Here is a 26,013-nt window from a genome sequence, read left to right as displayed (position 1 = left end):
TTTGATCATCAACCTTGAGGCAAAGTATCATGTCGGCGAAAAAGAATAGGTCGAATCTCGGGGGCAAGCGTACCGCGCCCGACCGGCAGCGGTACGACGTTATCGTGGTCGGCGGCGGGGCGGCTGGAATCGGGGCGGCGGTCGGAGCGGCGCAGGCAGGCGCGCGGACGCTGCTGATCGAGAGCGCGGGCTACCTCGGCGGGGCGGCGACGCAAAAGAGCGTGCAGACCTATTGCGGGCTCTACACCATGCACGCTCCACCGCGGCCTGCGGTATTAGGGGTGTCCGCCCAGGTAGTCGCGAAGCTGCGTAGGCTCGGCGGCGTCGAGGGACCGGTCAAGTTCCGCGGTACCTTCCTGCTGCTCGACTGTGAAGCGGTGAAGTTTGCTTGCGACCAGGTCTGCGCGGAGGCAGGCGTCGACGTGCTGCTCCACGCCGCCACTGTCCGCGCTCAAAGGGACGGCGGCGTCCTGAAGACGGTGACCTATCACGATCACAACGGCGATCACGAAATCGAGGGGGGGGCGTTCGTGGATGCTAGCGGCGAATGCGATCTCGCCTTTTTTGCAGGCGCGTCGACCCGGTACGGCAACGAAGGCCTCATCAACTTGGGTACCCTAGGGACGCGGTTCGGTGGCATCGGCCCCGAGGCGAGCCTCGACGCGGAGGATTGGACCGCGGCGATTCGCGCAGCGCGGCGGGCCGGCGTCGGGCCTTTGTCGAAGGACACGTCGCTGGTCGCGCGGGTGCCGCTGTCGGGTGACGTCATCACCTATCTCGTAAGCCAGGCATACGACGCTCGCGACGCGGCCTCGATTAGCGCCGCCGAGCGGCTCGGGCGCGAGCAGGCCTGGGCATACCTCGAAGTGGTGCGCGGGATGAGGGGATGCGAGAACGCCTATCTAGCGGTGACCGGTCCGAGCTTCGGCACGCGCGAGAGCCGCCACGTCGACTGCGTTCAGCAACTTACCGAGCAGCATGTGCTTGACGGCGCGCGCTTCCCCGACTCCATCGCGCTCGGCGCCTGGGGAATGGAGTGGCATAGCGCGGAAACGAGCGAGAGCGAGTTCCGCTACCCCGGCGGCAACGGCGTCTACGAGATTCCGCTCGGCGCACTTACCAGCGCCGATACTCCCAATCTGTTCGCAGCTGGGCGGTGCGCCGACGGGGACCGGATGGCTGGTGCGAGTCTCAGGGTCATGGGTACTGCATTCGCCACCGGTCAGGCGAGCGGCGTCGCGGCCGCTGAATTCGCCCGCCACGGCCAAATCGGGGACGTCGCGCGCATTCAGAACGCGTTGCGTGAGCAAGGCGCACTGATTGACGGCGATGATCTGCCGGATCCGGTTCCGCTCGTCAGCGCCTAGGGGCTCACCTGGGCATCGTTACATCTGGGCGGACGGCTTCCCGCTCTCTTTCGGGGTCCGATACCAGCGCTGCACCAGCTCCGGTTTCCACTCCGCATATTCGACGACGTTGCCGTCCGCATGGATCGCATACAGATAGCGACCCGTCGGCCCCTCGGCGATCGGCTTGCTAATCGTGGCACCGCCAGCCTCCAGAGCCGACTTCGCGGCGTTGAGATCATCGACGACAATCGGGCCCTGGCTGTTGCGAATGGGGGCGAGGCTCTGCTCGGAGCCTGCCACGAGCAAGATGTCTCCGATCGCGATGAGCTCCCAATCGTTCATTGTCAGCCGCATGTGAGGCTCGCCGCCGTGCAAGCTGCGTAGAGTCGCCAGCGAGGCTTCCGCATCGGTGGTGAACAGGCGCATGTATGTCTTCAGGATCATTGGATCGCTCCCATAGGTTAGGACGAGAAGAAGTCGCGAGGCGCGCGGTCGAGAACAACCGGCTGCTCCTCGGCGACTTATTGACCGCAGTCGGCCATCAGGATGTCGGTGACGTGGTCCACCACATTGAGCATGGTCGTGGCGGAGGCGTTGCAGTAGCCGTGATCGGCACCAATCGCGAGCACGGGCATTGATAGTCGAATGGCGCCTAACCGTCGGTTGTCCGCAGCGTCGATCTTTAACTTCGCGATAGTAGGCGAAGGAGGCGCGGCGTGCACCGGACCGGCTCAGGGCATCCGCATAGATGTCGAGATCAACATGCGTGATGCTCGACGGGTCGACGACGCTTACCGTATCACGTCGAAGGAGGTATTCAACGAACAACCGCTCGCGGCCGGTGACCAGAGCGGTCGCCAAGTCGCTCTGCATGTTGAAGCCGAAATGCCAGCTGCCCCCGTGGGCGACATTTATCGCCTGTTCCTGTCCGAACGCCAGCAAGCCACTCTCGATGAAGATGAACTTGACGACCTCGGCGGGCCAATGGGCGGCGTAGGCGTATCCGACCTGCCCACCGATCTCGTGCCCGACGAGAGAAATTCGGTCGATGCCGAGCGCCTTCATTAGCTACCGCGCATCCGCAGCGACCGCTTTCTGGTCGTAGCCATCCTGCGGCTTCGAGGAGCCTTCGATACCGCGGGGGGGCGCGATTACACGATAGTCTTCGGAAAGCAGCGGGATGAGCTTGCGCCAAGCGTGCGATGTTTCGGGCCAGCCGTGTAAGATCTGCGACCCGTCGCCGCGTCCCACGTCGCGATAGGCAAGACCGACGCCGTTTACCCGAAGGCGGCGGCGCGCCTGCGAATGACGGTCGCCGTGTATCGGACCGGCTTCACCAGACGTCGTGGGTCCGGCCAATGCCGTCTGGTCGGGGTCCGGTCGGGACATAGGCTCCGGCTCGAATGGTTGAAGACTGTCCGCTCAACAACACCCTTACGATTCTGGTCCATCTCGCGCCCAAGGCAGGCCAATCTCGGCGGTATGGCCCACCGCTCGCAGCTCCCGCGCGGTTGCGCCATCCCGGGCTTGGATCGAAAACCCTTCGACGACTGTCGCTAGGAAACGGGCGAGCACCTCGGTATCCGCATCATGTTGCAGCTCGCCGTCAGCCAGACCAGTGTTCAACAGTTTCAGTAGGTCGCGCCGCTCGCGATCGCGGAAGCCGCGGGTCTCAAGGGCGAGATCGTGCTCGGCCGGAGCAAACTCGATGAACCCTGAGGCGATCAGGCACCCGCGGGGCCTTCCAGGCCTAGTGACGACCTTCACCGCGAGATCGAAGAAGTCGTTCAGCGCTGCCCGCAGCGGACCCCCTGTCGGAACACGCCATAAGGGCTCCTCGTGTTCGAAATACCTCTCGCGCGCACTCCGATAGAGGTCAGCCTTGCTTCCGAAAGCTGCGTAGAGGCTTGCCGGCCCGATCCCCATCGCGGCGGTCAGGTCCTTGATACTGACGCTCGCGAATCCACGCTCCCAGAATAACAGCATGGCGGCTTCGAGGGCGCGTTCGCGGTCGAAGCTCCAGGGCCTGCCGCCCTTTGATTTTGAAACTGATTTGCCCGGCACAGCTTCGGTGTAGACGGTTGCGCGCTTCCGAAAAAGGGCGTTTGGTATGCTGGACTGGCTGCTCGGCTTAAGCCCTTTTCTGCATACGTCGCATGGTTACGTGGTTAGCTGAGCCGAATTCTGAGGCGGGTGGCTACCAGGGGTCGGTACATACAACAGACCCAGATACACGCTAAGTGCCGGGAGGCTCGCTCCTATTATGGAAAATACTTATTTATTGTACATCGCTGCATGCAAATCCGGGTTTGCCGTCCATCGAACTGTTGAACGGCAAGAAGTGGGAGTATTCCGTTGAAGAACTCGGCGGCTGGTTGGTTCGAGCCGGAGGCCAACTGCTCGTCGCAGCCGTCTCCGGCGTCAGCCGGCCATCGCTGGTTGCGGCATCGGGATCAGCTTGGCCATCTTCCGGAGATTTTGGGCGGTGGCGGCGAGGAGGAACTCGTCCTTGGCTCCGCATGGTCCTCGTAGGCGTAGCCGGTCGAGCTTGAGTATGCGTTTGAGGTGGGCGAACAGCATCTCGACCTTCTTCCGTTCGCGCCGTGAGACCAGGTAGCCGTTGGTTCGGGCGATCGCGCGCGCCACGTCGCGTGCATCTTCATGGACCGAGCGCATGATCTTTCGCGCCGGTGCATCGGGACAGCATTGCGGCTTGAGGGCGCAGCTTTCGCAGTCCCGCCGGTTGGCGCGGTAGCGCAGGTTGCCGTCGCGATCGACCCCGTTGCGCGGCGTGGTGAAGTTGCGGTTGTAAAGCTTGAGCGATTTGCCCGCCGGACAGGTGTAGGCATCGCTGGCGTGATCGAAGGCGAAGTCGGACCTTGAGAACGTCCCGTCGCTTCGCTGCGATTTGTCGAACACCGGGATGTGTGGCGCGATGCCCCGCTCGTCGACGAGCCAGTGCAGGTTGCCGGCCGAGCCATAACCGGTGTCCGCGGCCAGCCGCTGCGGGCAAAGTCCGAAGGTCTCATGTGTCCGGTCGATCATCCGGCGCTGTGCGGTGACCTCGGCCTGGCGGATCGCGGTCGTCGCCTCGACATCGACGATGATGGCATGATCGAGGTCGATCAGATAGTTGGTGCAATAGGCGAAGAAGCACAGCCCGCCGTTGGCACCGGTCCAGCGCGCCGCCGGATCGACCGGCGAGACGACCTTGGGCACCACGTCGGTCGCGGCACCGAACGCATCGTCGTCGAGCACCGCAAGATATTCGGTGACAGCGCGGCTGGTCACGTCGGTCTTCAGCGTCCGCGATCCCCACACGGTGTTCTGACGGCTGGCATCGGCCTTGATCAGGCTCGCGTCGACCGCGAAGCCCTCGCCGCCGACCAGCCCCTCGTCGAGACAGCGCTGCACGACATTCTCGAACAGGTGCCGCAGCAGATCGCTGTCCCGGAACCTGCCATGCCGGTTCTTCGAGAACGTCGAGTGGTCCGGCACGTCGCTGTCGAGGCCGAGCCGGCAGAACCAGCGGTAGGCGAGGTTGAGATGCACTTCCTCGCACAGCCGACGCTCCGACCGAATACCGTGCGTGTAGCCGATGATCAGCATGCGGATCAGCAGCTCGGGATCGATCGAGGGGCGTCCTGTGGCACTGTAGTACGGCTGAAGATGCGCCCGCACGCTCGACAGATCGACAAACCGATCGATCGACCGCAGCAAATTATCGCGAGGAACATGCCGCTCGAGCGAGAACTCGTAAAACAACGCCGCCTGATCAACCTGCCGCTCACCCATCATCGCTGTATCTCCTATCGTAAATACATTGAATCAGAGGCTTAGCGCCCTTTCAAGGAAGAGTTTTTCAACAAAATAGGGAGGGTTGCGGACGTTCGTTTACGGGGAGGCGGACGACGATAGCGAACATTGCGCGCCGCTGCCGCCTTTCCCGAAAATGATTAGGAAAAGAGAATGCGCGCGGCTTCCCAAAACTCGTCACGAGGGCGTAAAAGGGAAACTCAAGTGTCAATCATGGTTGGCGAATGATGGTGCCGCAGCAGCTCCATACGCGCCACGCGCCGACTTAGTTCGCTACCAGTCTTATACTATGGGCAATCGGACTGCTGCGACTGCTCGATGCGAAGCGTTGCTCTTGCGACGCGTTGAATGATCTCATCCTCGCTTCCGTCAAGTTCGTCGCGGACGCGCCCGTCGAGGAACAGCACCGTCAAACCGTGGGCGAGCGACCAATAGCCTACGGCCTGCGCGCGGCTGTCGTCGCCCGGACCGGCGAGCCGATCGACGCGAGCCTGAAGGATGCCGAACGGCCCCTGCTTCGCAATGGCCAACTCCGCGTCTGCCGCGAGCCGTCGCGGTCCGAACATTAACCTGAACCGGGCAGGTGCCTCCAACCCGAAGCGAACATAGGCGATCGCTTGCGCCTCCAGCTCCCGGCCCGGTTCGGCCGCAGCATCCGCTGTTGCGAGCGCCTCTCCGAACGCGGCGAAGGCCTCCACCGCCAGCGCGGTGAGCAGCGCCTCCTTATCGGCGAAGTGGCGGTAGGGCGCCCGCGGGGAGACGCCTGCCCGCCGTGCCAGCGCACGCAGTGACAGGGCGTCCTGCCCGCCTACATTCAGCAGGACGGCCGCGTCTTCCAGGAGGGCGCGCCGGAGAGTTCCGTGATGATAGGCTTGATGGCCGAACAATTCCGCCTCTTATATTTAAGTATGCAATGCATACATGAGTGTTGCCGAACACGCCGTCCGGTGGCAACCCGTATCTGGAGGCTGGCATGATCAAGTTCACGATTCTTCTGACCCGCAAACCCTCGCTGACGCACGAGGAGTTCATCGACCACCATCGCAACCGGCACGCGGCGCTGTTCATGTCGGTGCCGGTCGCGCAGCAAACGGTCCGCCGCTATGTCCAGCAGCACGCGATCGACGCGAGCCTGCCGGGCATGCCGCCGACCAAATATGATGGCATCACCGAGCTCTGGTTCGACGATGTGGACGCGCTCGCCCGCTGCTTTTCCGATCCGGTGTACCTCGAGAAGATCAGGCCGGACGAAGAATCGTTCCTCGATCTTCACGCCTGCGATTTCATGGTGTCGACCGAGAACCCTGTCGCCTGATTCCGCTCCGACCCCCGGTCGCGAAGCACTCGACCGACCGTCTACGAAAGGTTGACGATGAAGTTCGCGCACACCGATCCCCTGCCGGTTCCGACGTGTGCCGTCGACCTCGGCGAATAAATCTTCGGGAGGACCGACGAGGAGTACCGCGCCAGCGCCAAGGGCCATCACGCGATGGGCGTCATCGGTGGCGCCAAGCTTTTCGGCCTCATCAACGTCGAGGAGATCGCGGGCATGCTGATTATGCAGCACTACCGCACCGAGACGGCGCTGCCCGATCATATCCATTTCGTCTCCGCCGCAAGCGAAATTTTTCTGGTCTACCCGGTGCTAATTCACGATGCACGTCTGGTCGGACATGACTGTCGCACCCGCTGGTGACAATGCGTCCGAGTTGCACTGTTCCATCTGGGGGCATGCTAGGGGGCACCCGTCATCGAAGGTAGGTGCCCAATCTGTAATAAAACAAGGTGTTGCTTCAATTAATCGATTCCCACCCTCTCCGCCACGGGCTTTACTCAATAGGTCGATGCTTCTGAACCAGGCAATTTTTACATGCTTGTGCGTGCGGTCCTCTTCGGCGCCTGAGCGAGACGATTGAACACAGGTGATGCGCGATTTGGTGGATGGGCCATACGTCAACTCTGGCAACTGCCACGGTGCGGCGCTATCCCACGTGTGGTTCTTGGCGCAGCCGGCACCGGTGGTGCAGGCCGCCCTGCACTGACGGCAGGACTTATCGATTGGAATTCAATGTCTACGCCGCTGCAGTCTGATGAAATCGTCGAACCTAATCGTTCTATCCTAATCGACTGGATCCAGGCTCTGCGGAGGCGCAAGTTTCTCGGCCTGGCGCTCCTGATCGTTTTTGTTGGGGCTGCAATCGTCTATCTTCATATTGCTACGTACAAATATGCGGCGATCTTGACCGTAACGCCGGCCGACCAGAATGCGCCGAAAGCCACCGGCGGCCTTGCCAGTATCAGCACGATCGTCGGGGTCGATTTGAATAATCAGGGCGGCCCGGCGTTCGGGATCTATGCCGAGGCGGTGACGTCCTACCCGGTCGCCGAAAAATTAAGCCGCAACGAAGCATTGATGCGGGCCATTTTCAGCCAATCGTGGGACGCAAGTCAGCGACAGTGGCGCGAGCCACATTCGGCGCTGCGCAGTCTGTCTGTAACTGTCAAAAGCTTGCTAGGCGTGCCGATCAAGCCATGGCAGCCGCCGGGTGCAAGCGAACTTCAGGCCTATATTCAGAAAAGCATTGTCGTCCTCGAAAACAAGAAGAAACCATTTATTCAATTGTCGTACGAGAACGAAGACCCGCAGTTCGCGGCTGAACTGCTGCGCGAGACAAATGCCGCTACCGACAACTTCCTCAGGCAGCGGTCGCTGACGCGGGCGGCAATCTACGTCAGATATCTTGAGCAGCGGCTCGCACAGATCCAGGTTGAGGATTACCGCGTATCAGTCCTGCAGGCGCTCAGCACCTATGAAAAGACGCGCATGATGGCGAGCGTCGACGCCTCTTTCGCGGCCGAAAGTTTTGGCGGTATCTGGGTTTCGCCGAATTTTACGACGCCGAATCCGTGGCTGGTATTGTTGCTCGCTGTGGTGCTTGCGCTGGTCGTGTGGATCGCGCTGGCAATTGCTGTGCTTCCACTGTTCAGCATGATTCGACGCAGTATTCGCCGGCAGCAATTTATTGAGAGTATGGAGTAACGTCCGGGCCTTGGTGTGCGGTCGGCAGTGCCGGCGCGTTCGACGACGACGAACCGTTACGCCTCCAGCATCCAGCGTAGGGTTTCGTCGAACGGCCGCCTCCGCGTGGCAGGGGCGATGCGGCGAAGCCGTGCATTGTCACCGGCAAGATGCGCGATGTCGCCCGCACGGACGAAGGCTGGGTTGGTGTGCACGTCGATCGAATGCCCGGTGATTGAGGTGGCCATCGCGAGCACGTCGCCGATGCTGTAAGCGATCCCCGAACACAGGTTGACCGTCTCTGCGATGCCCGCCTCGACAAGATCGGCATAATCGGCGGCAACATCGCGAACATCGGAAAACTCCCGCGCGACGTCGAGATTCCCAAGCTCGATGACCGGCGCGCGTCGCCGGAAAGCCGCGACAATCTTGGGGATCAGGAATTCCGGAGCCTGGCCGACACCCGTATAATTGAACGGCCTGACGACGGTTGCCGGCACCCGTTCGGCCCATGCGGCGGCGACGAATTCCATCGCCAACTTGCTGATTGCATAGTCGTTCGATGGTCGCGGCGGCGTCGCTTCAGCAATCGGCGAGTCGGGTGTGTTGCCGTAGACGCTTGCACTGCTGGCAAGGACGACCGCGCGCAAGACCGCAGCGTGCGGTGCTAGCGCCGACAGCAGATTACGTGTCCCGACGATGTTGACTCGGTAGATCGCCTCGACATCATTGCTGGCGACAAAGGCGACCGCTGCAAGATGAACGACGTGCGTCGGCGCGACGGCTTCGACCACCGTCGCCAATGCTGTGGCATCGAGGAGATCGACCTGATGCCAGTCGGGCTGCGTAGACGCCGCCCGCGTGGTGCCGTGGACCTCGAAGCCGCGACGGGACAGCTCGGCAGCGACATACTGCCCGGTAAAACCCTCGATGCCCGTGATCAGCGCCCGACGCGTCACCTCAGCGCGCCGGCGCGCTGCCCGGGGCGTGCCGCGCGAGGTCGGCTTCGACCATCATCGTGCAGAGCGTCTCGAGCGAAGTCGAGGCTTCCCAGCCGAGATCGACCCGCGCCTTGGTCGCGTCGCCGATGAGCATCTCGACTTCGGCCGGGCGGTAAAAGTTTGGATTGACCCGGACGACGACTTTTCCGGTAGTACGGTCGCGGGCCAGTTCGCTGTCGCCCTCGCCCTCGAAGTCGAGTTCGAAGCCTGCGGCGGTCGCGGCGAGGCTGACGAAATCGCGGACCGTCTCGGTTCGTCCGGTGGCGAGGACATAAGTGTCGGGCGTGTCGGTCTGCAACATGCGCCACATACCCTCGACATATTCCCCAGCAAAGCCCCAGTCGCGCCGGGCGTCGAGATTGCCGAGTTCAAGGCAATCAAGCGTCCCGCGCCGCAACCGGGCAACGCCGTCGGTTATCTTGCGAGTCACGAACTCGATCCCGCGAAGCGGCGATTCGTGGTTGAACAAAATCCCGCTCGACGCGAACATCCCATAGGCTTCGCGGTAGTTTATTGTCAGCCAGTGAGCATATAGCTTGGCGACCGCATACGGGCTGCGCGGATAAAAGGGTGTCGTCTCGCTCTGCGGCACCGCCTGGACCTTGCCGAACATCTCCGAAGTCGAGGCCTGGTAGAAGCGGATCGCCGGATCGATCACCCGGATCGCCTCGAGCAGGTTGAGTGCGCCGATCCCGGTAATTTGCGATGTTGCCGCCGGAATTGCGAACGACACTCCGACAAAGCTCTGGGCCGCGAGATTATAGACTTCGGTCGCGCCCGCGTTGCGGACCAGCGAGATGCACGAGCCTGGGTCGGTCAAGTCGAACTCGACCGCCGAGAAGTTGGGGTGATCGAGAACGCCGAGCGCCGCCAGCCGCCAGAAATCGACCGAACTCGTCCGCCGATACGCACCACGTACGGCATAGCCTTGGCCGAGAAGCAACTGGGTCAGGTACGCCCCGTCCTGTCCGGTGACGCCGGTGATCAGTGCCTTTTTCATTCATTCTCTCGTTTATTGTTTATTGGCGGGAGTTCGGCGGCTGTCCCACCGCACCCCCGAAGTCTGCACAAGCCACGCCAGAATACTGCCGACCGCCGCGGGCGATACGCGCTCGTCACCTGCCAGCGCATGACCGACGACGTAGAATCTGGACGGCATCATGGTGCCATGCGCTCAAACAAGGCGCGGTATTGCGCGGCGACGTCGCCAAACGTGGGTCCCGGTTTCGCGGTTGCGGGAAACCACCGGCCTGACCGCTGGAGCGCATCATCGAGCACGGCGACAAGCGAAGCGTGGCTGAGGGGGTCGAAGAACAGCGCGTCCGAGGCGAAGAATTCCTGGTGCACCGCGATGTCCGAACACACCACGTTCACGCCGAGCGAGACCGCCTCGGCGATCGGCAGGTTCAGACCCTCCGCAAGACTGGGCGAAAGCAGGAAACGGCAGCGCCGCATCCAGCCATAAAGCGTCGCATCGTCGACATTGTGAAATATCTCGACCTTGACCCCGGCGGCAGCACAAAGCGCGGCGCTGCCCTCGGCGAGCGCGCCGACGACACGCAGGCCGATCCCAAGTTCGCGAGCCCGGCTCGCCGCCATCGCCGCCGCGGCGAATGCGGTATTCTTGTGCGGGAGCGCGTTCGTCACCATCAGCACGAAATCGTCGTCGTCTACATGTGCAATCGCGGCGTTTGCGATCGGCAACACCGTCGGGCCGGCAATTACGGAAAGTTTCGCCGGATCGATCACGAAATTGCGCTCGACGGCGGCGCGCGTTGCTTCGGAGATGCACACGATCTGGCGCGCACCCGCAAGCAGCCGTCCCATCATTGCCCGCAGCAGCGGCAGGCGTGCGTCGTCGCAGTAGACATGCTCGATGTTGATGCAATCGAGCACCGTGACCACGTGATTATGCGCAAACAACGGGCCACGATGTGCCGGTGACCAGTAAATCGCGTCGGATCGGCCGCGCTCGGCGAGTTCCTTGAAGCGCGTCAGCCGAGACCATGGTTCGGTGATGCTGATTTCACCCGGCCAATCGAGGTTCGCCATGATGCCGTCGTAATAGCGACGGGCACCGCGCGACGACCGCGTAATTGCCGTGCCATTGATAATCAGGTCAGTCATCGTGCGACCGCGATTAGCGGGGCGTTGCGGCTGGGTACCATAGACTCTCCGACAGAACGGAAAAACCGATTGCGCAGCACTGTGGCCGTGACCAGCAACATCGTCGTCCCGGCGAAATAGCCTGTACCTCGAACCAGAAGCTCGACCAGAAAACCGGCAAATACCGCGTGCGCAAACAGCATCGGAGCGGGCACCATCCCCGGTAGCCGGGCGCCCTTGCGCAACACGATCACCGATCTGACAATTGCCGTCAGCAGCCCGGCAACGATGATCATCCCGAGATAACCGAGCTCCCCGACCAGCTTGGCTAAAACAAAACCGCCATCGAGAATGTTCATTTCGTTGCCGGTCAGCGCGTAGATGATCTGTGATGTCGGCGAATTGGTGCCCTGCAGGCCAAGTTGCTGGAAGCCCTCGCCCCAGCCGTGGGTCGCGGTAAGCGCCTCGCTGGCCAGGTCCCACCCCTGCAGGTAAACCAGCGTCGACAGGTTCTGGTTCGCATCGCTGAAGTCGAGTCGATCGAGGAAGTAACTGAGGTCGAGCACGGTCAGCAGCACAGCCAGCGCCGCGACGACGATCACCGGCAGGACCAGCCCGCGCATACAGATGAGCGCAACGATCAACCAGCCGAGCGCGAGGGTCAGGCTCTCGAGCCCAAGGATCAGCACAAGACCGAGGCCGAGCAGCATCAGGCGCCGGCCGGCCTGCGCAGTGACACAGGCGTAAAGATAAAAGGGCATGAAGATCAAAGCGAAATGCGACGGCTCGGTGAACGGGTAGATCGGCTTCGCATAGCCGTTACCGGGGTAGATCAGCGAAAAATCGAGGCCGACGATCGGCAGCAAAGCAACCAGACACAGCGCCGCGAAGACGCTGTGAACCACCGCATTGAAGTGCTCCGGCGACACGGACTGGATCGCGACCGCCAGGGCTACTCCCCCCAGGGAGAGGATGAGCAACGGCGCGAATGATGCCAGCGCGTGTGGAAAATCGACCGCGTATAGCAAACTGGCGAAGAGCAGATGGACGCTCAGCACGAGCATGATCGCGATCATACTTGCCGTGGCGCGGGCGAGCGGTTCGCCAAGTCCGACCGGACAAGCGGCAACAATCAGTACGGACAATATGCCAGCCAGCGTCGCACCAAGCGTTAGCGACGTCGTCACGCCTGCATAGAATACGACCGTCGGCGCAAAGGTAACGAGCGTCAGCAGCAAGCCCACGGGCACCGATTGGCCCGGCCTGCGCTTGGTCGCAGCCGTCATGCGGGCGTCGGCCGCGGTTCGCGGGCGAGCGCCTTGACGAACTCGTCGATCGTGCCCGGCACGGCCGCAGCCAGCCCGCCGAGCGGAGTCGCCGCATTGAGCAGCCTGCGGCGGATGACCGCCGCCTGGTGCAAGGCAGCGAAGCGCGCAAAGCGCGGCAGGCTGAAGTCATGCGCTTGGGCGATCCGCCGCGCACTCCGGACAACCTCGCCGTGCGACATGAAGCCGAGCCGGCAGACGTACGCCCACATCGCGCTATAGTCGAAGTCGACCCCATCGTAGAGTTCGGGGAACAGATCGACCGCCAGCAGCACGGCATCGGGAATCATGTTCGCGGCTGCGGGGACGCCAGTCGCGAGCGTCGGGTGGAATCGATAGTCACCGTATTCGGCGATGAACCGGTCGATGTTTACGCGCGCCTTGCGCTGGACAAAGCCGAGGCCATTAGACTGTGCTGACCGGCCGTTCAAGGTCACCGTCGTGCCAAGGTTGATCGCTTGGTCGGCGTAGGCCGGGATCGCCATCGCGGTAAACACGTCGGGCTGTGTCGAATGAAACACGCGCCCGGTGCGGTCACGGATCTTGCTGAGGATCGCGCGCGGAATGGCGCTGTGATAGGGCGACGGCAGTTCGTAATATTTCCACGCCCCGCGCCGGACAATGTCGCGCGCCTTGGCCTTGAGATCGAGTGTCGATTCCGGGATCACCGGCGCGAGATAAGCTACTTTCGCGGGCAGCTCGCCGACCGGCCAGTCGTAGATGTGCAACGGCCACATGTGGATCGTCGGTTCGGACAGCGCGCGCAGCCGCGCCAGCAGCCGGTCGAGGCCGCCCGGCATCACCGCATCGTCATCGCCGATGATCACGACATAATCCCCGCGCGCCTGCTCGAGCGCGAACTCGTAGTTGCCGCACATCGACAGGCGCGCGCCGGAATTGAGGTAACGGATGCGATCGTCGTTTTCCGCCGCGGCGGTCACGACTTCGCGCGTGTTGTCGGCGCTCATGTTGTCGCTGACGACGATCTCGAAATCGCGGCTGGCCTGTGCCGTCGCGGTCGCCAGTGTCGACACCAGCGTCCGCGCACGCTCGCGGGTCGGGATGATGAGGCTGAGCAGCGGTGTCATCAAATCTCTTGTGATGTCCACGCCGCCGCAGCGAGCGTATGTCGTTCTGCCGGTCCTGCGATCGCGTATTTCAGGGTCTGGTTGTCATCGACCATAAGGTTCGATTGATCGCCCTGCCAAAAGGTACCGCTCGTCGGCCAATCGGAGGGTTCATAAGCGACGCCGTTGCGACCGACAACCACAACCTTGAGGCCACGGCGATCGAGTTGCCGGGTGAAGTTATTGCGCCCGTTCTCGAAACGGGCGGTCGCCAGCCGCGTCGCCGTGCGGGGAACGGGCAACGCAAGCAAGGTAGATCGCGCGATCGCGACGGCGTTCGTGCGGAGATGGGGGTTCGGGAATGGCGCGAACAGCAGGCGGTGGCGAAGCGTGTTGATCGATGATCTGCGGATCATCGATCGCAGTCCGCGTTCACCGGGTGTGCGGCGAACATAGCGAAGATGCTCCTCGAGCAGGCTTTGAAAAGAGCCGCTTGCGCCCGCCGCACCGACGTCCGGTACCGACAGCGGAGCGACCAGATGTGACAGCCAGCGATCCCCGAGCACTACGCTGCGTGAGTTCAGAAAGCAGAATGTTTGATGATCGAGCGCCGTGGCGAGCCGCCAGTATGTCCCGATGTCGAAGCCGAAGTTGGGGACCTCGATCGCCTCGTGGGGGATGCCGTCGAGCAGGCCGATATACGCTGCGGGCAGGCCGTTCTCGAAGCCTTTGACCGCGAGGACCAGCGAGTGGCCGATACCGGCGGCATGGCGGCGGTACGACGCAATGAAATCCTGGAACGGGGCGATGCCGAACTGCGCCAAGACGATGTGGACCACCGCGATCGAGGGCTGTTCAACCGACGGATGCCTAGGTGCGGTCATGCGCCAACTGCCCGTTGAGCAAGCACCTCGCGCAAACGTGCGACGTCGTCGAAGTAAACCGCATGCTCGCGGAGCCAGTCCTCGCCGCGGTCCCACCAGCGTAGCTCTAAGAGAAACGCGATATCGGTCTCGGGGAAGCGCATGCGCAACAGCTTGGCGGGCACTCCCCCGACGATGGAATACGGGGCGACGTCTTTCACGACCACAGCCCCGGCCCCGATGATCGCACCGTCCCCGATCGACACGCCGTCGCGCACGGTTGCTTTCGCGCCGATCCAGACGTCGTTGCCGATCGAAGTTGTCCCGAATTCGGTGAACCGGTCCTGATGTACAAACGACCATCCGATCGACGGACGCGCGAGATAGAAGATCGGATGCGACGAGACATAACCCCGAGACGGGTGGCTCCCCGATCCGATTTGAATGTCAGACGCCATCGAGCAATACCGGCCGACCGCGGCGTGCACGACGGTTGCTCGTGGTCCGATGTAGGAGTTGTCGCCAAAGCTTGAGCTGATGATGGTCGCATCGGCTCCGATACGGACGTTCGCTCCGAAGCTGCTGCCGCTGACTTCGCTCCGACTGCCCAGCACGAGGCCGGGGTGTCGCCGCTGAAGCAGCAGACGCTTCAGTCGCGAGCGCATGGACTCAAGCAAGGCGCGAGCCTCTGAACTGGGTGATTGCTGCCAGCAGCGCTGCCCGGGTCGATGGCATCGCGGCGAGGCTGGCACCGAAGGCGACGGCGGCGGCGGCGACGATAAGAGGAATGCTGAGTGCTAGCGGTGCACTGGTCGGAAGCACCAACCGAAGACCTCCCAGGACAACGAGCGCGATACCAGCGGGAAGGCCGACGTCGAGCAGATACCACCGCCATTTCTCGGTCCGGAGCAGCCGGGCGTGCATGATCGGTACCTCGATGAGAAAGTATCCGGCAGTGAGGACGATCCAGACCGACGCGGCACCGATCGGCCCGTAGCGCGAGACCATGATCCACAGCAGCGGGACGAAAATCGCAACAGCAACGATGTTCTTGTAAAGCGACAGCTTCACCCAGCCGTATGCCAGCTGGAGGGCAAGCGGAAGGAGCATCAGCGACAGGAAAATGTTGCCGATGACAAGCAGGCGAAGCAGGGGCGCGGCCGGATCGACGATCTCTGGATCATGGACGTAAAGTGTGAGCAGTTCGCGTGCGAACAGGGCGAGGGTAAGACCCGCCGGAATAACCAGCGCCGACGTCAGCTGGGCACATTTGTGGTAGGTCTTGACCAGTTCGCCGGAAAGCTCGTCGGCAACGAGCCGCGACAAACGCGGAAACACCGCCGCATAAATTGCCATCGCCGCTAGATTGAGGCTCGCGGCGACCGTCCCAGCCAGCGAATAGGTGCCGAACACCGATAATGGCAACAATCGGCTCAGCATGAATTTGTCGAGTTGGTTAAGGATGACCGAGAGAATGGTGATGCCGAATATGCCGGCGGAAAAGCTGGCCATGCTGGCGAGCGCCGCCGGCCGAAAGGCAGGAGACGACGATGTGGTCGGCAGGCCCCGCCAGACCGCGACAACCATCAGCGTGATCTGCGCTGCGGCGGCAACAAGCTGCCAGGTAAAAAACGCTGTGATGGTGGGGCTGATGAGCCACAACACGAGAACCGCCCCGCCCCCCTGAAACGTCGCGTAACTGGCGGTCAAGAGGTTGAGCTGAACCTGACGCTCGAGTCCGGCCAGTGCGCCGCTGTAAAGCGTGACCGGCCAGCGCAGCATGATCACGAGCCCGATCATCCGCACTGCAGCCGTCGTCGTCTCGAGACTGAGGGTTTGCGGGTGCAGCCATCCGCTCGCGAGCAGCGGTGCTGCCATGACGACCCCGCCGCCGAGGACGATCCCGATGCTCCAGTAGATGACCTCGAGCGTCCGGACGATGTCACGGACCTCCGTCTTGTCTTCGTCGGAAGCGCGCTTGGCCAATTCGCGCGTGATCGCGACGCTGAGCCCCATGTCGAGGACGAAGAACAGCGCAAGGAGCGAGACGAAAAAGCCGATCAGCCCATAGGCCTCGATGCCAAGAAAGCGGATGTAGAATGGCACGAAGGCGAAGCCCATCGCGCCGGACCACGCCTTGCCCGCGACATTGGCGATAAGGTTGTTGCGCAGTGTCATTGCCGGGTCACGCAGTGCGCGTTTCAGATCCAAGCGGTGCACCGCACAGCGCCTCGAGCTTCGTCGCGCGGCCCCAGAACGCCAGCGGTTCGTAGTCCGGATACGGATAGCGCCCAAGATCGGGAACGATCGTCCAGTCGTTGGCGGCGATCCAGCGCTCGACCAGCGCGCGGATCGAGACCGGCACGCCTGAGCAGATGTTGACGATGCCGTCGCCGCAGCGCCCAGCGAGCATTGCAATCCGGTCTGCTGCGGTTTCGATCGGCAGGTAATCACGCAACTGCTCGCCCGCCGACATCGCGAACTTGCTATCGTCGCGTGCCACGGCGGCGTGGAGAAGCGAGTAGATCGACGTCGGCGCCTGGCCGTCGCCGTAGGAGTAGAACAGGCGCGCCCACGTCAGCGCAAATGGCTTGGCAGCGCGCAGGAATTCGAGTTGCCGCAGCAACGTCAGCTTGGCGAAGCCATACGGGTTGGTCGGAAAACCGTTCATATCCTCGCCAAGCTCGCCGTCCTGCATGCCGTATTCGTAGCAGGTCCCGGCGACGAGGAGGCGTTCGGCTCCGCTCTCGATCAGCCCGTGCAGGAATGCGTATTGCAGGGGCAATTCGCCCTCGAAATGGTGGAGCGAGCGGTAGTTGGGCAATCCGCCCCATGCCAAATGGATGATCGCGTCGGGACGCCCGAGGCGGTCGAACGCGTCGCCGGGCTCGGCGATGTCGAGCGCGACGTGTTCGATCTCCGTCGGCAGGTCGCCGGGGCGATGCCGCGACGACGCCACGACCTCGACGCCGCGCCGCGCCAGAGCGGCAACGACGTGCCGTCCGACGAAACCGCTGGCGCCGGTAACCGCGACCTTCACGTCACGGCGATTTCGGGAATCGCGGTAACGAAACGCCCGCCCCAATCGCGGATATAGGCGAGCTGCTCGACGATCTCGCTGCGGAGGTTCCACGGCAGGATGATGACGTAATCGGGCCGCATCGCCTTCAGATGGTCCTCATCGACGATGGGAATCCGGCTGCCAGGCATAAAACGGCCCTGCTTGCCCGGGCTCCGGTCGACCACCCACGGCAGCAGGTCGGGCCGGATCCCGGCATAGTTGAGCACGGTGTTGCCCTTCGCGGCGGCGCCATAAGCACCGACGCTACGGCCGTCGCGCTTTGCGTCGAGCAGGAAGCGGACGAGTGCGTCCTTGATCGTGTCGGCGCGCGCCTGGAAGTTCTCGTAATAAGCGGCGGTCGTCATGCCCGCGTCGACTTCGGTCGCGAGCATCCGTGCGACCGCTGCCGTCACCGGATGCGTCGCGCTGTCGGCACGTTGGGCGAACACGCGCAGGCTGCCGCCGTGGGTCGAGACTTCCTCGACGTCGAACACCTGCAGGCCGTTGGCGGCGAAGATCGCGCTGACTGCGGTGAGCGACAGATAAGAAAAATGCTCGTGGTAGATTGTGTCGAACTGCGCCTCGGCGATCAGCTTCAGCAAATGCGGAAATTCGAAGGTCGCGACGCCGGTGGGCTTGAGCAGGACCGCAAAGCCGGCGGCGAAGTCGTTGATGTCCGGCACGTGCGCGAGAACGTTGTTCGCGGCGGTCAGGTCGGCGGCATGACCATCGGCGACGAGGCGCGTGGCCAGCTCGACCCCGAAGAAATCCTCGACCACCGGGATGCCCTTGGCACGCGCGGCAGCGGCAGTGCTCGCGGTCGGCTCGACGCCGAGGCAGGGGATGCCGCGCGCGGCGACGTGCTGCAGTAGATAGCCATCGTTCGACGCGACTTCGACAACGTGCGAACTGCTGTCGAGGCCGAAGCGGGCGATCATCGCGTCGACATACGCCGCGGCGTGCGCCAGCCAACTCGTCGAGGTGCTGCTGAAATACGCATAGTCGTGTGCGAACAGCTCCGCCGCGTCAGCATGATCCTGCGTCTGGACCAGCCAACAGTTGGTGCAGGTGAAAACCGTCAGCGGATACGACTTCTCAGCAGCTAGCAGCGCACCCTTGGTCAAATAGGCGTTCGACGGCGGCGACGCGCCGAGGTCGATCAGCTTGAGCGTGACCTCCGCGTGGCAGTGGCGGCACTTCATGCATTTACTCCGGTAAAATCTTCTTGGATGACGGGATGTCCCGCATCACGCGCCGAAATCGTCGTCACAGCGAGCGGCCACGCAATCCCCAGTGACGGATCGAGCGGAGAAAGCCCAGCTTCAGCGTCAGGAGCATATGCGCGCGAGTGAAGATAGAGGAGCTCGCACCCGTCTTCCAACGCTTGAAACCCATGGGCGCAGCCCTGCGGAATCAACAGCGCGCGGCCATTGTCGGCGGATAGCTCCTCGGCGTGCCAGCGCAGAAATGTCGGCGACCCCGCACGCAGGTCCACCGCGACGTCAAATACGCGACCGCGGATACACGTGACGAGCTTGTCCTCGGCATGCGGCGGACGCTGGTAATGGAGTCCGCGCATGGTCCCAGCCGTTTCGGTCAGCGTGTGATTGATCTGCGCGACCGGCAGCGCGAAGCCGGCTTCGCGAAGCTCATCGGCACAGAACATCCGGCTGAGGAAGCCGCGAGCGTCACCAATCCGTTGGCGCTCGATGATGACAACCCCTGCGAGCGGGGTCGGTGTGACGGTGAAGCGGGCCATTAGGATGCCGCGTAGCGCGTGATCTGATCGCGGCAAACCTCGGCCATGACCTCGCCGTCGCGCCAGCGCCGATGCCACTCGACCGTAGCCTCGAGCGCAGTCGCCAGGTTCCAGCGCGGATGCCAGCCGAGGATATGCCGCGCCCGGCTGCTGTCGAGCTTGAGATAGCCGGCTTCGTGCAGCGCGATCTTTTCCTCTGCCTGCCACGTTGCACCGGGCGTCGCGGCGCAAAGATGGTCGAGAATCCATCGGACGGGGCGGGCATCTTCATCGGCAGGGCCGAAATTCCACGCGGTGTCGATGCCGTCGCCGTCGGTCGCAAGCCGCTTCGCCAGCGCCAGATAGCCCGCGACGGGTTCGAGCACGTGTTGCCATGGCCGCGTCGCACCCGGGTAGCGCACATTAAGCGCCTGTCCGGCGTCGGTGCTGCGGAAGAAGTCGGGGATCAGCCGGTCGGCCGCCCAATCGCCGCCGCCGATGACGTTGCCCGCACGCGCACTGGCGACGCGGACGCCCGCAGCGGAGAGAAATGAGTCGCGCATAGCGGCGGTGACGATCTCGGCGCATGCCTTGCTCGCGGAATAAGGATCGCGTCCGCCAAGCGGCTCGTTCTCGCGATAGGCCCACAGCCATTCGTTGTTGGCGTAACATTTGTCAGTCGTCACGCTGACCACGGCACGAACCGTCGGGCTGCTGCGGACCGCCTCGAGCAGGTTCGCGGTTCCCATGACGTTCGTCGCAAAGGTTTCGATCGGCTCGCTATACGACAGCCGGACGAGCGGCTGGGCGGCAAGATGAAAGACGATCTCGCAATCGGCTGCGACCAGCGCCGCGGTCAGCTTCGCGGAATCGCGTACGTCGCCGATTGTGTGGCCAGCAATCCGGTCAGCCATACCCGCAACGTCGAACAGCGAGGGGGTGGTCGGCGGTGCCAGCGAATATCCGTGGACCTTCGCGCCAAGCTCGCTGAGCCAAAGCGACAACCAGCCGCCCTTGAAGCCGGTGTGGCCGGTAACGAAGACCGACTTGCCTGCCCAGAACGCGTCGCTCACGTCCAGCACTTCCACGGTGCCGTCCCCGACGCCCACAATTGCTCGAGGTGGTTCTTGTCGCGCAGCGTGTCCATCGGTTGCCAAAAACCGGTATGCATGTACGCCTGAAGCTGACCAGCGGCGGCGATCCGGTTGAGTGGTTCCGCCTCCCAGGTCGTCGCGTCGCCGTCGATATAGTCGATGCACGCCGGAGACAGGACAAAGAAACCGCCGTTGATCCAGCCGCCGTCACCGCGCGGCTTTTCAACGAAGCCACGCACCTCTGAGCCGTCCATGTCGAGAGCGCCGTAGCGGCCCGGCGGCTGCACGGCGGTCACTGTTGCAAGCTTGCCGTGCGCGCGATGGAACTCGATGAGAGCGGTGATGTCGATGTCAGCGACGCCGTCGCCATAGGTGAAGCAGAACTCGCTTTCGCCCTTCAGATGCTCGGCAACCCGTCGCAGGCGACCGCCGGTCATCGTTTCGTCGCCGGTATCGACCAGCGTCACGGTCCACGGATCCGCCTTGCGGTTATGGACCGTCATCTCGTTGGTGCTCATGTCGATCGTCACATCCGACATGTGAAGGAAGTAATTGGCAAAATACTCCTTGATCACATAACCCTTATAGCCGCAGCAGATTACGAAATCGGTGATGCCATGATGCGAATAGAGCTTCATTATGTGCCACAGGATCGGGCGAACGCCGATCTCAACCATCGGCTTTGGCTTCAGATGTGTCTCTTCGGAAATTCTTGTGCCGAGACCGCCTGCAAGGATCACCGCTTTCAAACCACAAAACTCCCTAGTGCGTGCTGTAGTGCGTTTCGCGACGAGCGGAACGCGATCGACGCGCGCCCTTAGCATTTGTCTGCGCGCCGAGAAAGCCGGACTCCCGACTTGATCTTTAGGTCATTGTCGGGACGCGGTGGACGGGCGCAGCCCCGCAACCAGCCGGCGGACGAGTCCGTCCCATGCCTCTCCGCCGCGCCAGCCGCCAGCTTTCTCCGCCACTAGAACAGCTACTTCGACACCGACGCGGCAAATCGCGTACGTCTGGCTTCGTCGCGCGGAGCGAGGGAGACGATGTGGCGGTTGCGAAGGTTGCGGATGCGCGTGATGGGGCCGGGGCGGTTGAGGCCGGGGTGGCGGCGTTGACCCATCTCCAGCGGCTCGAGGCGGAGTCGATCCAGATCATGCGTGAGGTCGTTGCCGAGACCGAGCGGCCGGTTATGCTGTATTCGGTCGGGAAGGATTCAGCGGTGATGCTGCATCTTGCGCGTAAGGCGTTTTATCCGTCGCCGCCGCCGTTTCCGTTGCTCCACGTCGATACGACGTGGAAATTCCAGGCGATGTACGCGCTGCGCGACAGGATCGCGCGCGACTATGGTTTCGAGCTGATCGTCCACAAGAACCCCGATGCCGTCGCGCGCGGCATCAATCCGTTCGATCATGGCTCGGCGCTGCATACCGACCTGTGGAAGACGCAGGGGCTCAAGCAGGCGCTCGACAAATACGGCTTCGACGCGGCGTTCGGCGGGGCGCGGCGCGATGAGGAGAAGAGCCGGGCGAAGGAGCGGATCTTCTCGTTCCGCTCGGCGAACCACGTCTGGGACCCGAAGCACCAGCGCCCCGAGCTATGGCGGCTGTATAATGCGCGCAAGAACAAGGGCGAAAGCATCCGCGTCTTCCCGATCTCGAACTGGACCGAGCTCGACGTCTGGCAATATATCCACCTCGAGAACATCCCGATCGTGCCGCTGTATCTCGCGGCGATGCGGCCGACGGTCGAACGCGACGGCATGATCGTGATGGTCGACGACGATCGCTTCCGCCTTCGGCCCGGCGAGGTGCCGGTCGAGCGGTCGATCCGCTTCCGCACGCTCGGCTGCTACCCGCTGACCGGAGCGGTCGAGAGCACCGCCGCGACGCTCCCCGAGGTGATCCAGGAGATGCTGCTGACGACCACGTCGGAGCGGCAGGGGCGGGCGATCGACCATGACCAGAACGCGTCGATGGAACGCAAGAAGCAGGAGGGGTATTTCTGATGGCCGCCCCAGTCGACGCGATCGACGCCGCCGTGATCGATCCCTCGTATCGCGCGCAGGCGCTGATCGCCGAGGACATCGACGCGTATCTCGACCAGCACCAGCACAAGTCGCTGCTGCGCTTCATCACCTGCGGCTCGGTCGACGACGGCAAGTCGACGCTGATCGGGCGGCTGTTGTACGATTCGAAGATGATCTTCGACGATCAGCTCGCGCAGCTCGAAGCCGATTCGAAGCGCGTCGGCACGCAGGGGCAGAACATCGACTTCGCGCTGCTTGTCGACGGTCTCGCCGCCGAACGCGAGCAGGGCATAACGATCGACGTCGCCTACCGCTTCTTCGCGACCGACCGGCGCAAGTTCATCGTCGCCGACACGCCGGGGCACGAGCAATATACCCGCAACATGGTCACCGGCGCATCGACCGCCGACCTCGCGGTGATCCTGATCGATGCGCGCAAGGGCGTGCTGACGCAGACCCGGCGGCATAGCTTTCTCGTCCGGCTGATGAACATCCGCCATGTCGTGCTCGCGGTGAACAAGATGGACCTTGTTGGCTATGACGAGGCGGTGTTCGATCGGATCGTCGCCGACTATCGCGCCTTCGCCGCACGCATCGGTATCGACGTTTTCACTGCGATCCCGATCTCGGGCCTCGCGGGCGACAATATCGCGAGCCGCAGTGCGCTGACGCCGTGGTACGACGGCCCGGTCCTGATCGAGCATCTCGAAAGCGTCGACATCGACGCCGAGCGGCTGGCCGCCGGCCCGCTGCGGCTGCCGGTCCAGTGGGTCAACCGCCCGAACCTCGATTTCCGTGGCTTCTCGGGCCAGATCGTCGCCGGTTCGGTCGCGCCGGGCGATGCGATCCGGGTGCTGCCGTCGGGGGCGACGAGTACCGTCGCGCGGATCGTCACGCTCGACGGCGACCTGCCGCGCGCGGTCGCGGGCCAGTCGGTGACGCTGACCTTCGCCGACGAGATCGACTGTTCGCGCGGCGACGTCATCGCCACCGCCGCCGCCCCGCCCGAGGTCGCCGACCAGTTCGAGGCGACCTTGGTGTGGATGGACGACGCGCCGCTGTTGGCCGGGCGGCCGTACTGGCTCAAGATCGGGACGCGGCTGGTTTCGGCGCAGGTGACCGAGCTCAAATACGCGATCAACGTCAAAACGCTCGATCATCTCGCAGTGAAGCAGCTCGACCTCAATACGATCGCGGTCGTCAACATCAGCCTCGACCGGACCGTCCCGTTCGATGCGTATGAGCAGAGCCCCGACATGGGCGGCTTCATCCTGATCGACCGGATCACCAACGCCACCGTCGGCGCAGGGATGATCCGTTTCGCGCTGCGCCGTGCCCACAACATCCACTGGCAGGCGATGGACGTGAACAAGGCCGCGCGCGCCGCGCTGACCGGCCAGCGTCCGCGCGTCCTGTGGTTCACCGGGCTGTCGGGGGCGGGCAAGTCGACGATCGCCAACCTGCTCGAAAAGCGTCTCTATGCCGAAGGGCGCTTCACCTACACGCTCGACGGCGACAACGTCCGCCACGGCCTCAACCGCGACCTCGGCTTCACCGACCCAGACCGGGTCGAGAACATCCGCCGGGTGGCCGAGGTCGCACGGCTGATGGTCGACGCGGGGCTCGTCGTGCTGGTGTCGTTCATCTCGCCGTTCCGCGCCGAGCGGGCGATGGCGCGCGCGATGTTCGGTGAAGGCGAGTTCGTCGAGGTGTTCATCGACACCGCGCTGGCGGAGGCCGAGCGCCGCGACGTCAAGGGGCTGTACAAGAAGGCCCGCGCGGGTGAGCTCAAGCACTTCACCGGGGTCGACAGCCCGTATGAGGCTCCCGAGCAGCCCGAAATCCGCATCGACACGTCGGCGATGACGCCCGAGGAGGCGGTCGAGATGCTCGTCGGGGTGCTGGCGCGCGGCGGGACAGCTTAAGCGATTTTCGCTGTCCTACAGGGGCGGGCAGGGGGTACGCCTCCGGCTTCGAGTCGGGTTCCGTCAGGCCGGTGCCGTGTTCTTTCTCATTGTTGGTCGCGATCTTCCCTTCCTGCTCCCCTTCCCTTTAGGGGAGGGGCCGGGGGTGGGGGAGTCGCCCCGAACACCTTAGGCTGGAACAGCCCCACCCCCGGGCCGGCGCAAGTGCGCCGTCTCTCGCCCCTCCCCTGAAGGGGAGGGGAGGCAGTAGAGCGTATTCAAAAGGGCCAAAGTCAGAACGCAAATCGATGTCACATTCCGTGAACTTCGTGTGACCTTTCACCACCGCGAACCGCTTCGCCGGTGTCAATTCAGGGAACTCAGCCGAGTCAGCGAGAGGAAATATTCCCGTCTTTGCAACGAGTTACCCCAGCCGGGCAGCGTGCCACGCGATATGATCGGCCATGAACGTCGAGATGAAGCCATAGCTGTGGTCGTAGCCGGGCTGGATACGCAGGGTCAGGTCGATCCCCGCCGCGCTGCACGCTTCGGCGAGCAACTCGGGTCGCAACTGGCCGGTGAGGAAATTATCGGCGTCGCCCTGGTCGACGAGCATCTCGGCGACTCGCGCGCCGTCGGCGATAAGCGCACAGGCGTCGTATCTGCGCCACGCTGCCCGGTCGGGTCCGAGATAACCACCGAGCGCCTTCTCGCCCCACGGCACCTGCATCGGCGCGACGATCGGCGCGAATGCCGAGACGCTGCGGAAGCGGTCGGGGTTGCGCAGCCCGATCGTCAGCGCGCCGTGGCCGCCCATCGAGTGGCCGGTGATTCCCTGCCGGGCCATGTCGACAGGGAAGTTCGCAGCGATCAGCGCGGGCAGCTCGTCCTCGATGTACGCGCGCATCCTGAAGTTCGCCGCCCACGGCGCTTGGGTGGCGTCGACGTAGAAGCCCGCGCCCTGGCCGAAGTCGTACGCTGCATCGTCGGGGACGCCGTCACCGCGCGGCGACGTGTCGGGCGCAATGAAGACGATCCCGTGTTCGGCACACGCCGCGCGATATTCGCCCTTGTCCATGACGTTGGCGTGGGTGCAGGTCAGTCCGGACAGATACCACAATACCGGCAGGCGGGTGCCCGGTTCGTGCCGCGGCACGAACACCGCGACGGTCATCGGCGTGCCCGTCGCGGTGCTGTCGTGCCGGTAGACGCCCTGGATGCCGCCGTGTGCGCGAACTTCGCTGAGCGTCTCGAATGGCATCAGGCGGGCATGCGGTGCAGCGCGCACAGCTTGTTGCCGTCGGGATCGCGCAGATAGGCGAGGTAGAGCGAGCCCATGCCGCCGGTGCGAACGCCCGGAGGATTCTCGCACGCGGTGCCGCCATTGGCGACGCCCGCCGCGTGCCATGCATCGGCCTGCTCGGGGCCACGCATCGCGAAGCCGACCGTGCCGCCGTTGGCGTGGTGAGCGGGTTCGCCGTTGATCGGCTTGGTGATGATGTAGATGCCGCCATTGTGCATGTAGATCAGCCGGCCGTGTTCATCGGTGATCGCGGGCTTGCCGCCGACCGCGCCGAACAGCGCATCGTAGAACGTCTTCGACCGGTCGATGTCATTGCTGCCGACCATCATGTGACTAAACAT

General features: G+C 63.4%; 27 protein-coding genes. 7 read left to right on the top strand and 20 right to left on the bottom strand.

All coding sequences use genetic code 11. The features are described from left to right. Positions 1–29 precede the first annotated feature (29 nt). Positions 30–1,367, top strand: a complete 1,338-nt coding sequence (locus KTC28_RS01660) for an FAD-dependent oxidoreductase (protein WP_216710184.1) — start codon at positions 30–32, stop codon at positions 1,365–1,367. A gap of 18 nt (positions 1,368–1,385) precedes the next feature. Here the strand turns inward: KTC28_RS01660 and KTC28_RS01655 are convergent, their stop codons facing one another. Then, entirely contained in the window at positions 1,386–1,793 is a 408-nt protein-coding gene (locus KTC28_RS01655) for a VOC family protein (protein ID WP_216710183.1), read from the bottom strand. A gap of 201 nt (positions 1,794–1,994) precedes the next feature. Here KTC28_RS01655 and KTC28_RS01650 point away from each other — a divergent pair, with 201 nt between their 5' ends. Continuing rightward, positions 1,995–2,417 (top strand): hypothetical protein, encoded by a 423-nt coding sequence (locus KTC28_RS01650; RefSeq protein ID WP_216710182.1) that lies wholly within the window; start codon positions 1,995–1,997, stop codon positions 2,415–2,417. On the opposite strand, the gene KTC28_RS23190 is transcribed toward KTC28_RS01650, so the two are convergent. The 4 genes from KTC28_RS23190 to KTC28_RS01635 form a co-directional block, all read right to left on the bottom strand. Then, on the bottom strand, positions 2,418–2,738 hold the full coding sequence (locus tag KTC28_RS23190) for an alpha/beta fold hydrolase (protein WP_369426568.1): 321 nt from the start codon (positions 2,736–2,738) through the stop codon (positions 2,418–2,420). A gap of 45 nt (positions 2,739–2,783) precedes the next feature. Continuing rightward, positions 2,784–3,335, bottom strand: a complete 552-nt coding sequence (locus KTC28_RS01645) for a TetR/AcrR family transcriptional regulator (protein WP_216710224.1) — start codon at positions 3,333–3,335, stop codon at positions 2,784–2,786. Positions 3,336–3,770: 435 nt separating this feature from the next. Further along, positions 3,771–5,147, bottom strand: a complete 1,377-nt coding sequence (locus tag KTC28_RS01640) for a transposase (protein ID WP_216710181.1) — start codon at positions 5,145–5,147, stop codon at positions 3,771–3,773. A gap of 305 nt (positions 5,148–5,452) precedes the next feature. Next, the gene (locus KTC28_RS01635; RefSeq protein ID WP_216710180.1) at positions 5,453–6,052 is read right to left on the bottom strand and encodes a TetR/AcrR family transcriptional regulator; all 600 of its coding nucleotides are present in this window, start codon (positions 6,050–6,052) and stop codon (positions 5,453–5,455) included. 86 nt (positions 6,053–6,138) lie between these two features. Between KTC28_RS01635 and KTC28_RS01630 the strand changes: the two genes are divergently transcribed. The 3 genes from KTC28_RS01630 to KTC28_RS01620 all read left to right on the top strand — a co-directional run bounded on the left by KTC28_RS01630 (position 6,139) and on the right by KTC28_RS01620 (position 8,205). Then, positions 6,139–6,480: an EthD domain-containing protein gene (locus KTC28_RS01630; RefSeq protein WP_216710179.1), complete on the top strand. Its 342-nt coding sequence runs from the start codon at positions 6,139–6,141 to the stop codon at positions 6,478–6,480. A 174-nt stretch (positions 6,481–6,654) separates the two neighbouring features. Continuing rightward, positions 6,655–6,861: a hypothetical protein gene (locus KTC28_RS01625; RefSeq protein ID WP_216710178.1), complete on the top strand. Its 207-nt coding sequence runs from the start codon at positions 6,655–6,657 to the stop codon at positions 6,859–6,861. A 216-nt stretch (positions 6,862–7,077) separates the two neighbouring features. Next, positions 7,078–8,205, top strand: a complete 1,128-nt coding sequence (locus KTC28_RS01620; RefSeq protein ID WP_223132269.1) for a Wzz/FepE/Etk N-terminal domain-containing protein — start codon at positions 7,078–7,080, stop codon at positions 8,203–8,205. A 56-nt stretch (positions 8,206–8,261) separates the two neighbouring features. On the opposite strand, the gene KTC28_RS01615 is transcribed toward KTC28_RS01620, so the two are convergent. The 13 genes from KTC28_RS01615 to rfbF all read right to left on the bottom strand — a co-directional run bounded on the left by KTC28_RS01615 (position 8,262) and on the right by rfbF (position 21,179). Continuing rightward, the gene (locus KTC28_RS01615; protein ID WP_216710176.1) at positions 8,262–9,143 is read right to left on the bottom strand and encodes an NAD-dependent epimerase/dehydratase family protein; all 882 of its coding nucleotides are present in this window, start codon (positions 9,141–9,143) and stop codon (positions 8,262–8,264) included. Between the two features lies 1 nt (position 9,144). Next, positions 9,145–10,185, bottom strand: coding sequence for a GDP-mannose 4,6-dehydratase (gmd, locus tag KTC28_RS01610; RefSeq protein ID WP_216710175.1), 1,041 nt, complete (start codon positions 10,183–10,185; stop codon positions 9,145–9,147). 158 nt (positions 10,186–10,343) lie between these two features. Then, positions 10,344–11,312 (bottom strand): glycosyltransferase, encoded by a 969-nt coding sequence (locus KTC28_RS01605; protein ID WP_216710174.1) that lies wholly within the window; start codon positions 11,310–11,312, stop codon positions 10,344–10,346. Beyond that, positions 11,309–12,577 carry a hypothetical protein gene (locus KTC28_RS01600; protein ID WP_216710173.1) on the bottom strand — a complete coding sequence of 423 codons (1,269 nt, stop codon included), beginning with the start codon at positions 12,575–12,577 and terminating at the stop codon, positions 11,309–11,311. The genes KTC28_RS01605 and KTC28_RS01600 overlap by 4 nt, the downstream gene beginning before the upstream one ends. Continuing rightward, positions 12,574–13,704, bottom strand: coding sequence for a glycosyltransferase family 2 protein (locus KTC28_RS01595; RefSeq protein WP_216710172.1), 1,131 nt, complete (start codon positions 13,702–13,704; stop codon positions 12,574–12,576). Before KTC28_RS01595 ends, KTC28_RS01600 begins: the two co-directional genes overlap by 4 nt. Beyond that, positions 13,704–14,567, bottom strand: a complete 864-nt coding sequence (locus KTC28_RS01590; protein ID WP_216710171.1) for a hypothetical protein — start codon at positions 14,565–14,567, stop codon at positions 13,704–13,706. The genes KTC28_RS01595 and KTC28_RS01590 overlap by 1 nt, the downstream gene beginning before the upstream one ends. Further along, the gene (locus KTC28_RS01585) at positions 14,564–15,211 is read right to left on the bottom strand and encodes a xenobiotic acyltransferase family protein (RefSeq protein ID WP_223132268.1); all 648 of its coding nucleotides are present in this window, start codon (positions 15,209–15,211) and stop codon (positions 14,564–14,566) included. Before KTC28_RS01585 ends, KTC28_RS01590 begins: the two co-directional genes overlap by 4 nt. Before the next feature lie 4 nt (positions 15,212–15,215). Continuing rightward, positions 15,216–16,766, bottom strand: a complete 1,551-nt coding sequence (locus tag KTC28_RS01580) for an oligosaccharide flippase family protein (RefSeq protein WP_223132267.1) — start codon at positions 16,764–16,766, stop codon at positions 15,216–15,218. Beyond that, entirely contained in the window at positions 16,732–17,586 is an 855-nt protein-coding gene (locus tag KTC28_RS01575; protein WP_216710168.1) for an NAD-dependent epimerase/dehydratase family protein, read from the bottom strand. Before KTC28_RS01575 ends, KTC28_RS01580 begins: the two co-directional genes overlap by 35 nt. Next, positions 17,583–18,809: a class I SAM-dependent methyltransferase gene (locus tag KTC28_RS01570; RefSeq protein ID WP_216710167.1), complete on the bottom strand. Its 1,227-nt coding sequence runs from the start codon at positions 18,807–18,809 to the stop codon at positions 17,583–17,585. The genes KTC28_RS01575 and KTC28_RS01570 overlap by 4 nt, the downstream gene beginning before the upstream one ends. Then, on the bottom strand, positions 18,806–19,366 hold the full coding sequence (gene rfbC / locus KTC28_RS01565; RefSeq protein WP_216710166.1) for a dTDP-4-dehydrorhamnose 3,5-epimerase: 561 nt from the start codon (positions 19,364–19,366) through the stop codon (positions 18,806–18,808). The genes KTC28_RS01570 and rfbC overlap by 4 nt, the downstream gene beginning before the upstream one ends. Beyond that, a complete protein-coding gene (rfbG, locus tag KTC28_RS01560) occupies positions 19,366–20,418 on the bottom strand; it encodes a CDP-glucose 4,6-dehydratase (protein WP_255602176.1) in 1,053 nt (350 codons plus the stop codon). The genes rfbC and rfbG overlap by 1 nt, the downstream gene beginning before the upstream one ends. Next, the gene (gene rfbF, locus KTC28_RS01555; RefSeq protein WP_439650128.1) at positions 20,415–21,179 is read right to left on the bottom strand and encodes a glucose-1-phosphate cytidylyltransferase; all 765 of its coding nucleotides are present in this window, start codon (positions 21,177–21,179) and stop codon (positions 20,415–20,417) included. The genes rfbG and rfbF overlap by 4 nt, the downstream gene beginning before the upstream one ends. Positions 21,180–21,541: 362 nt before the next feature. On the opposite strand from rfbF, the gene cysD reads away from it, so the two are divergent. After that, positions 21,542–22,444: a sulfate adenylyltransferase subunit CysD gene (gene cysD, locus KTC28_RS01550; RefSeq protein WP_255602478.1), complete on the top strand. Its 903-nt coding sequence runs from the start codon at positions 21,542–21,544 to the stop codon at positions 22,442–22,444. Further along, complete coding sequence (cysN, locus tag KTC28_RS01545; protein WP_216710162.1) at positions 22,444–24,390, top strand: sulfate adenylyltransferase subunit CysN; 1,947 nt, start codon at positions 22,444–22,446, stop codon at positions 24,388–24,390. Before cysD ends, cysN begins: the two co-directional genes overlap by 1 nt. Positions 24,391–24,793: 403 nt before the next feature. On the opposite strand, the gene fghA is transcribed toward cysN, so the two are convergent. Together fghA and KTC28_RS01535 are read right to left on the bottom strand one after the other, a co-directional pair. Next, positions 24,794–25,630 (bottom strand): S-formylglutathione hydrolase, encoded by an 837-nt coding sequence (fghA, locus tag KTC28_RS01540; protein WP_216710223.1) that lies wholly within the window; start codon positions 25,628–25,630, stop codon positions 24,794–24,796. Further along, the gene (locus KTC28_RS01535; RefSeq protein ID WP_216710161.1) at positions 25,630–26,013 is read right to left on the bottom strand and encodes a VOC family protein; all 384 of its coding nucleotides are present in this window, start codon (positions 26,011–26,013) and stop codon (positions 25,630–25,632) included. The genes fghA and KTC28_RS01535 overlap by 1 nt, the downstream gene beginning before the upstream one ends.

The organism is Polymorphobacter megasporae, assembly GCF_018982885.2.
Lineage (GTDB): Bacteria > Pseudomonadota > Alphaproteobacteria > Sphingomonadales > Sphingomonadaceae > Polymorphobacter_B > Polymorphobacter_B megasporae.
This window is presented reverse-complemented; position numbering and strand designations above follow the sequence as displayed.

What these genes read in the sequence shown, in the direction of transcription:
- KTC28_RS01640 (WP_216710181.1), bottom strand. Translation starts at nt 5,147, where the DNA reads ATGATGGGTGAGCGGCAGGTTGATCAGGCGGCGTTGTTTTACGAGTTC.
- KTC28_RS01645 (WP_216710224.1), bottom strand. Translation starts at nt 3,335, where the DNA reads ATGCTGTTATTCTGGGAGCGTGGATTCGCGAGCGTCAGTATCAAGGAC.
- KTC28_RS01625 (WP_216710178.1), top strand. Translation starts at nt 6,655, where the DNA reads ATGGGCGTCATCGGTGGCGCCAAGCTTTTCGGCCTCATCAACGTCGAG.
- KTC28_RS01590 (WP_216710171.1), bottom strand. Translation starts at nt 14,567, where the DNA reads ATGACCGCACCTAGGCATCCGTCGGTTGAACAGCCCTCGATCGCGGTG.
- KTC28_RS01605 (WP_216710174.1), bottom strand. Translation starts at nt 11,312, where the DNA reads ATGACTGACCTGATTATCAATGGCACGGCAATTACGCGGTCGTCGCGC.
- fghA (WP_216710223.1), bottom strand. Translation starts at nt 25,630, where the DNA reads ATGCCATTCGAGACGCTCAGCGAAGTTCGCGCACACGGCGGCATCCAG.
- KTC28_RS01535 (WP_216710161.1), bottom strand. Translation starts at nt 26,013, where the DNA reads ATGTTTAGTCACATGATGGTCGGCAGCAATGACATCGACCGGTCGAAG.
- rfbC (WP_216710166.1), bottom strand. Translation starts at nt 19,366, where the DNA reads ATGGCCCGCTTCACCGTCACACCGACCCCGCTCGCAGGGGTTGTCATC.
- KTC28_RS01585 (WP_223132268.1), bottom strand. Translation starts at nt 15,211, where the DNA reads ATGCGCTCGCGACTGAAGCGTCTGCTGCTTCAGCGGCGACACCCCGGC.
- gmd (WP_216710175.1), bottom strand. Translation starts at nt 10,185, where the DNA reads ATGAAAAAGGCACTGATCACCGGCGTCACCGGACAGGACGGGGCGTAC.
- KTC28_RS01650 (WP_216710182.1), top strand. Translation starts at nt 1,995, where the DNA reads ATGGCGCCTAACCGTCGGTTGTCCGCAGCGTCGATCTTTAACTTCGCG.
- KTC28_RS23190 (WP_369426568.1), bottom strand. Translation starts at nt 2,738, where the DNA reads ATGTCCCGACCGGACCCCGACCAGACGGCATTGGCCGGACCCACGACG.
- KTC28_RS01660 (WP_216710184.1), top strand. Translation starts at nt 30, where the DNA reads ATGTCGGCGAAAAAGAATAGGTCGAATCTCGGGGGCAAGCGTACCGCG.
- KTC28_RS01655 (WP_216710183.1), bottom strand. Translation starts at nt 1,793, where the DNA reads ATGATCCTGAAGACATACATGCGCCTGTTCACCACCGATGCGGAAGCC.
- KTC28_RS01630 (WP_216710179.1), top strand. Translation starts at nt 6,139, where the DNA reads ATGATCAAGTTCACGATTCTTCTGACCCGCAAACCCTCGCTGACGCAC.
- KTC28_RS01595 (WP_216710172.1), bottom strand. Translation starts at nt 13,704, where the DNA reads ATGACACCGCTGCTCAGCCTCATCATCCCGACCCGCGAGCGTGCGCGG.
- KTC28_RS01600 (WP_216710173.1), bottom strand. Translation starts at nt 12,577, where the DNA reads ATGACGGCTGCGACCAAGCGCAGGCCGGGCCAATCGGTGCCCGTGGGC.
- KTC28_RS01570 (WP_216710167.1), bottom strand. Translation starts at nt 18,809, where the DNA reads ATGAAGTGCCGCCACTGCCACGCGGAGGTCACGCTCAAGCTGATCGAC.
- cysN (WP_216710162.1), top strand. Translation starts at nt 22,444, where the DNA reads ATGGCCGCCCCAGTCGACGCGATCGACGCCGCCGTGATCGATCCCTCG.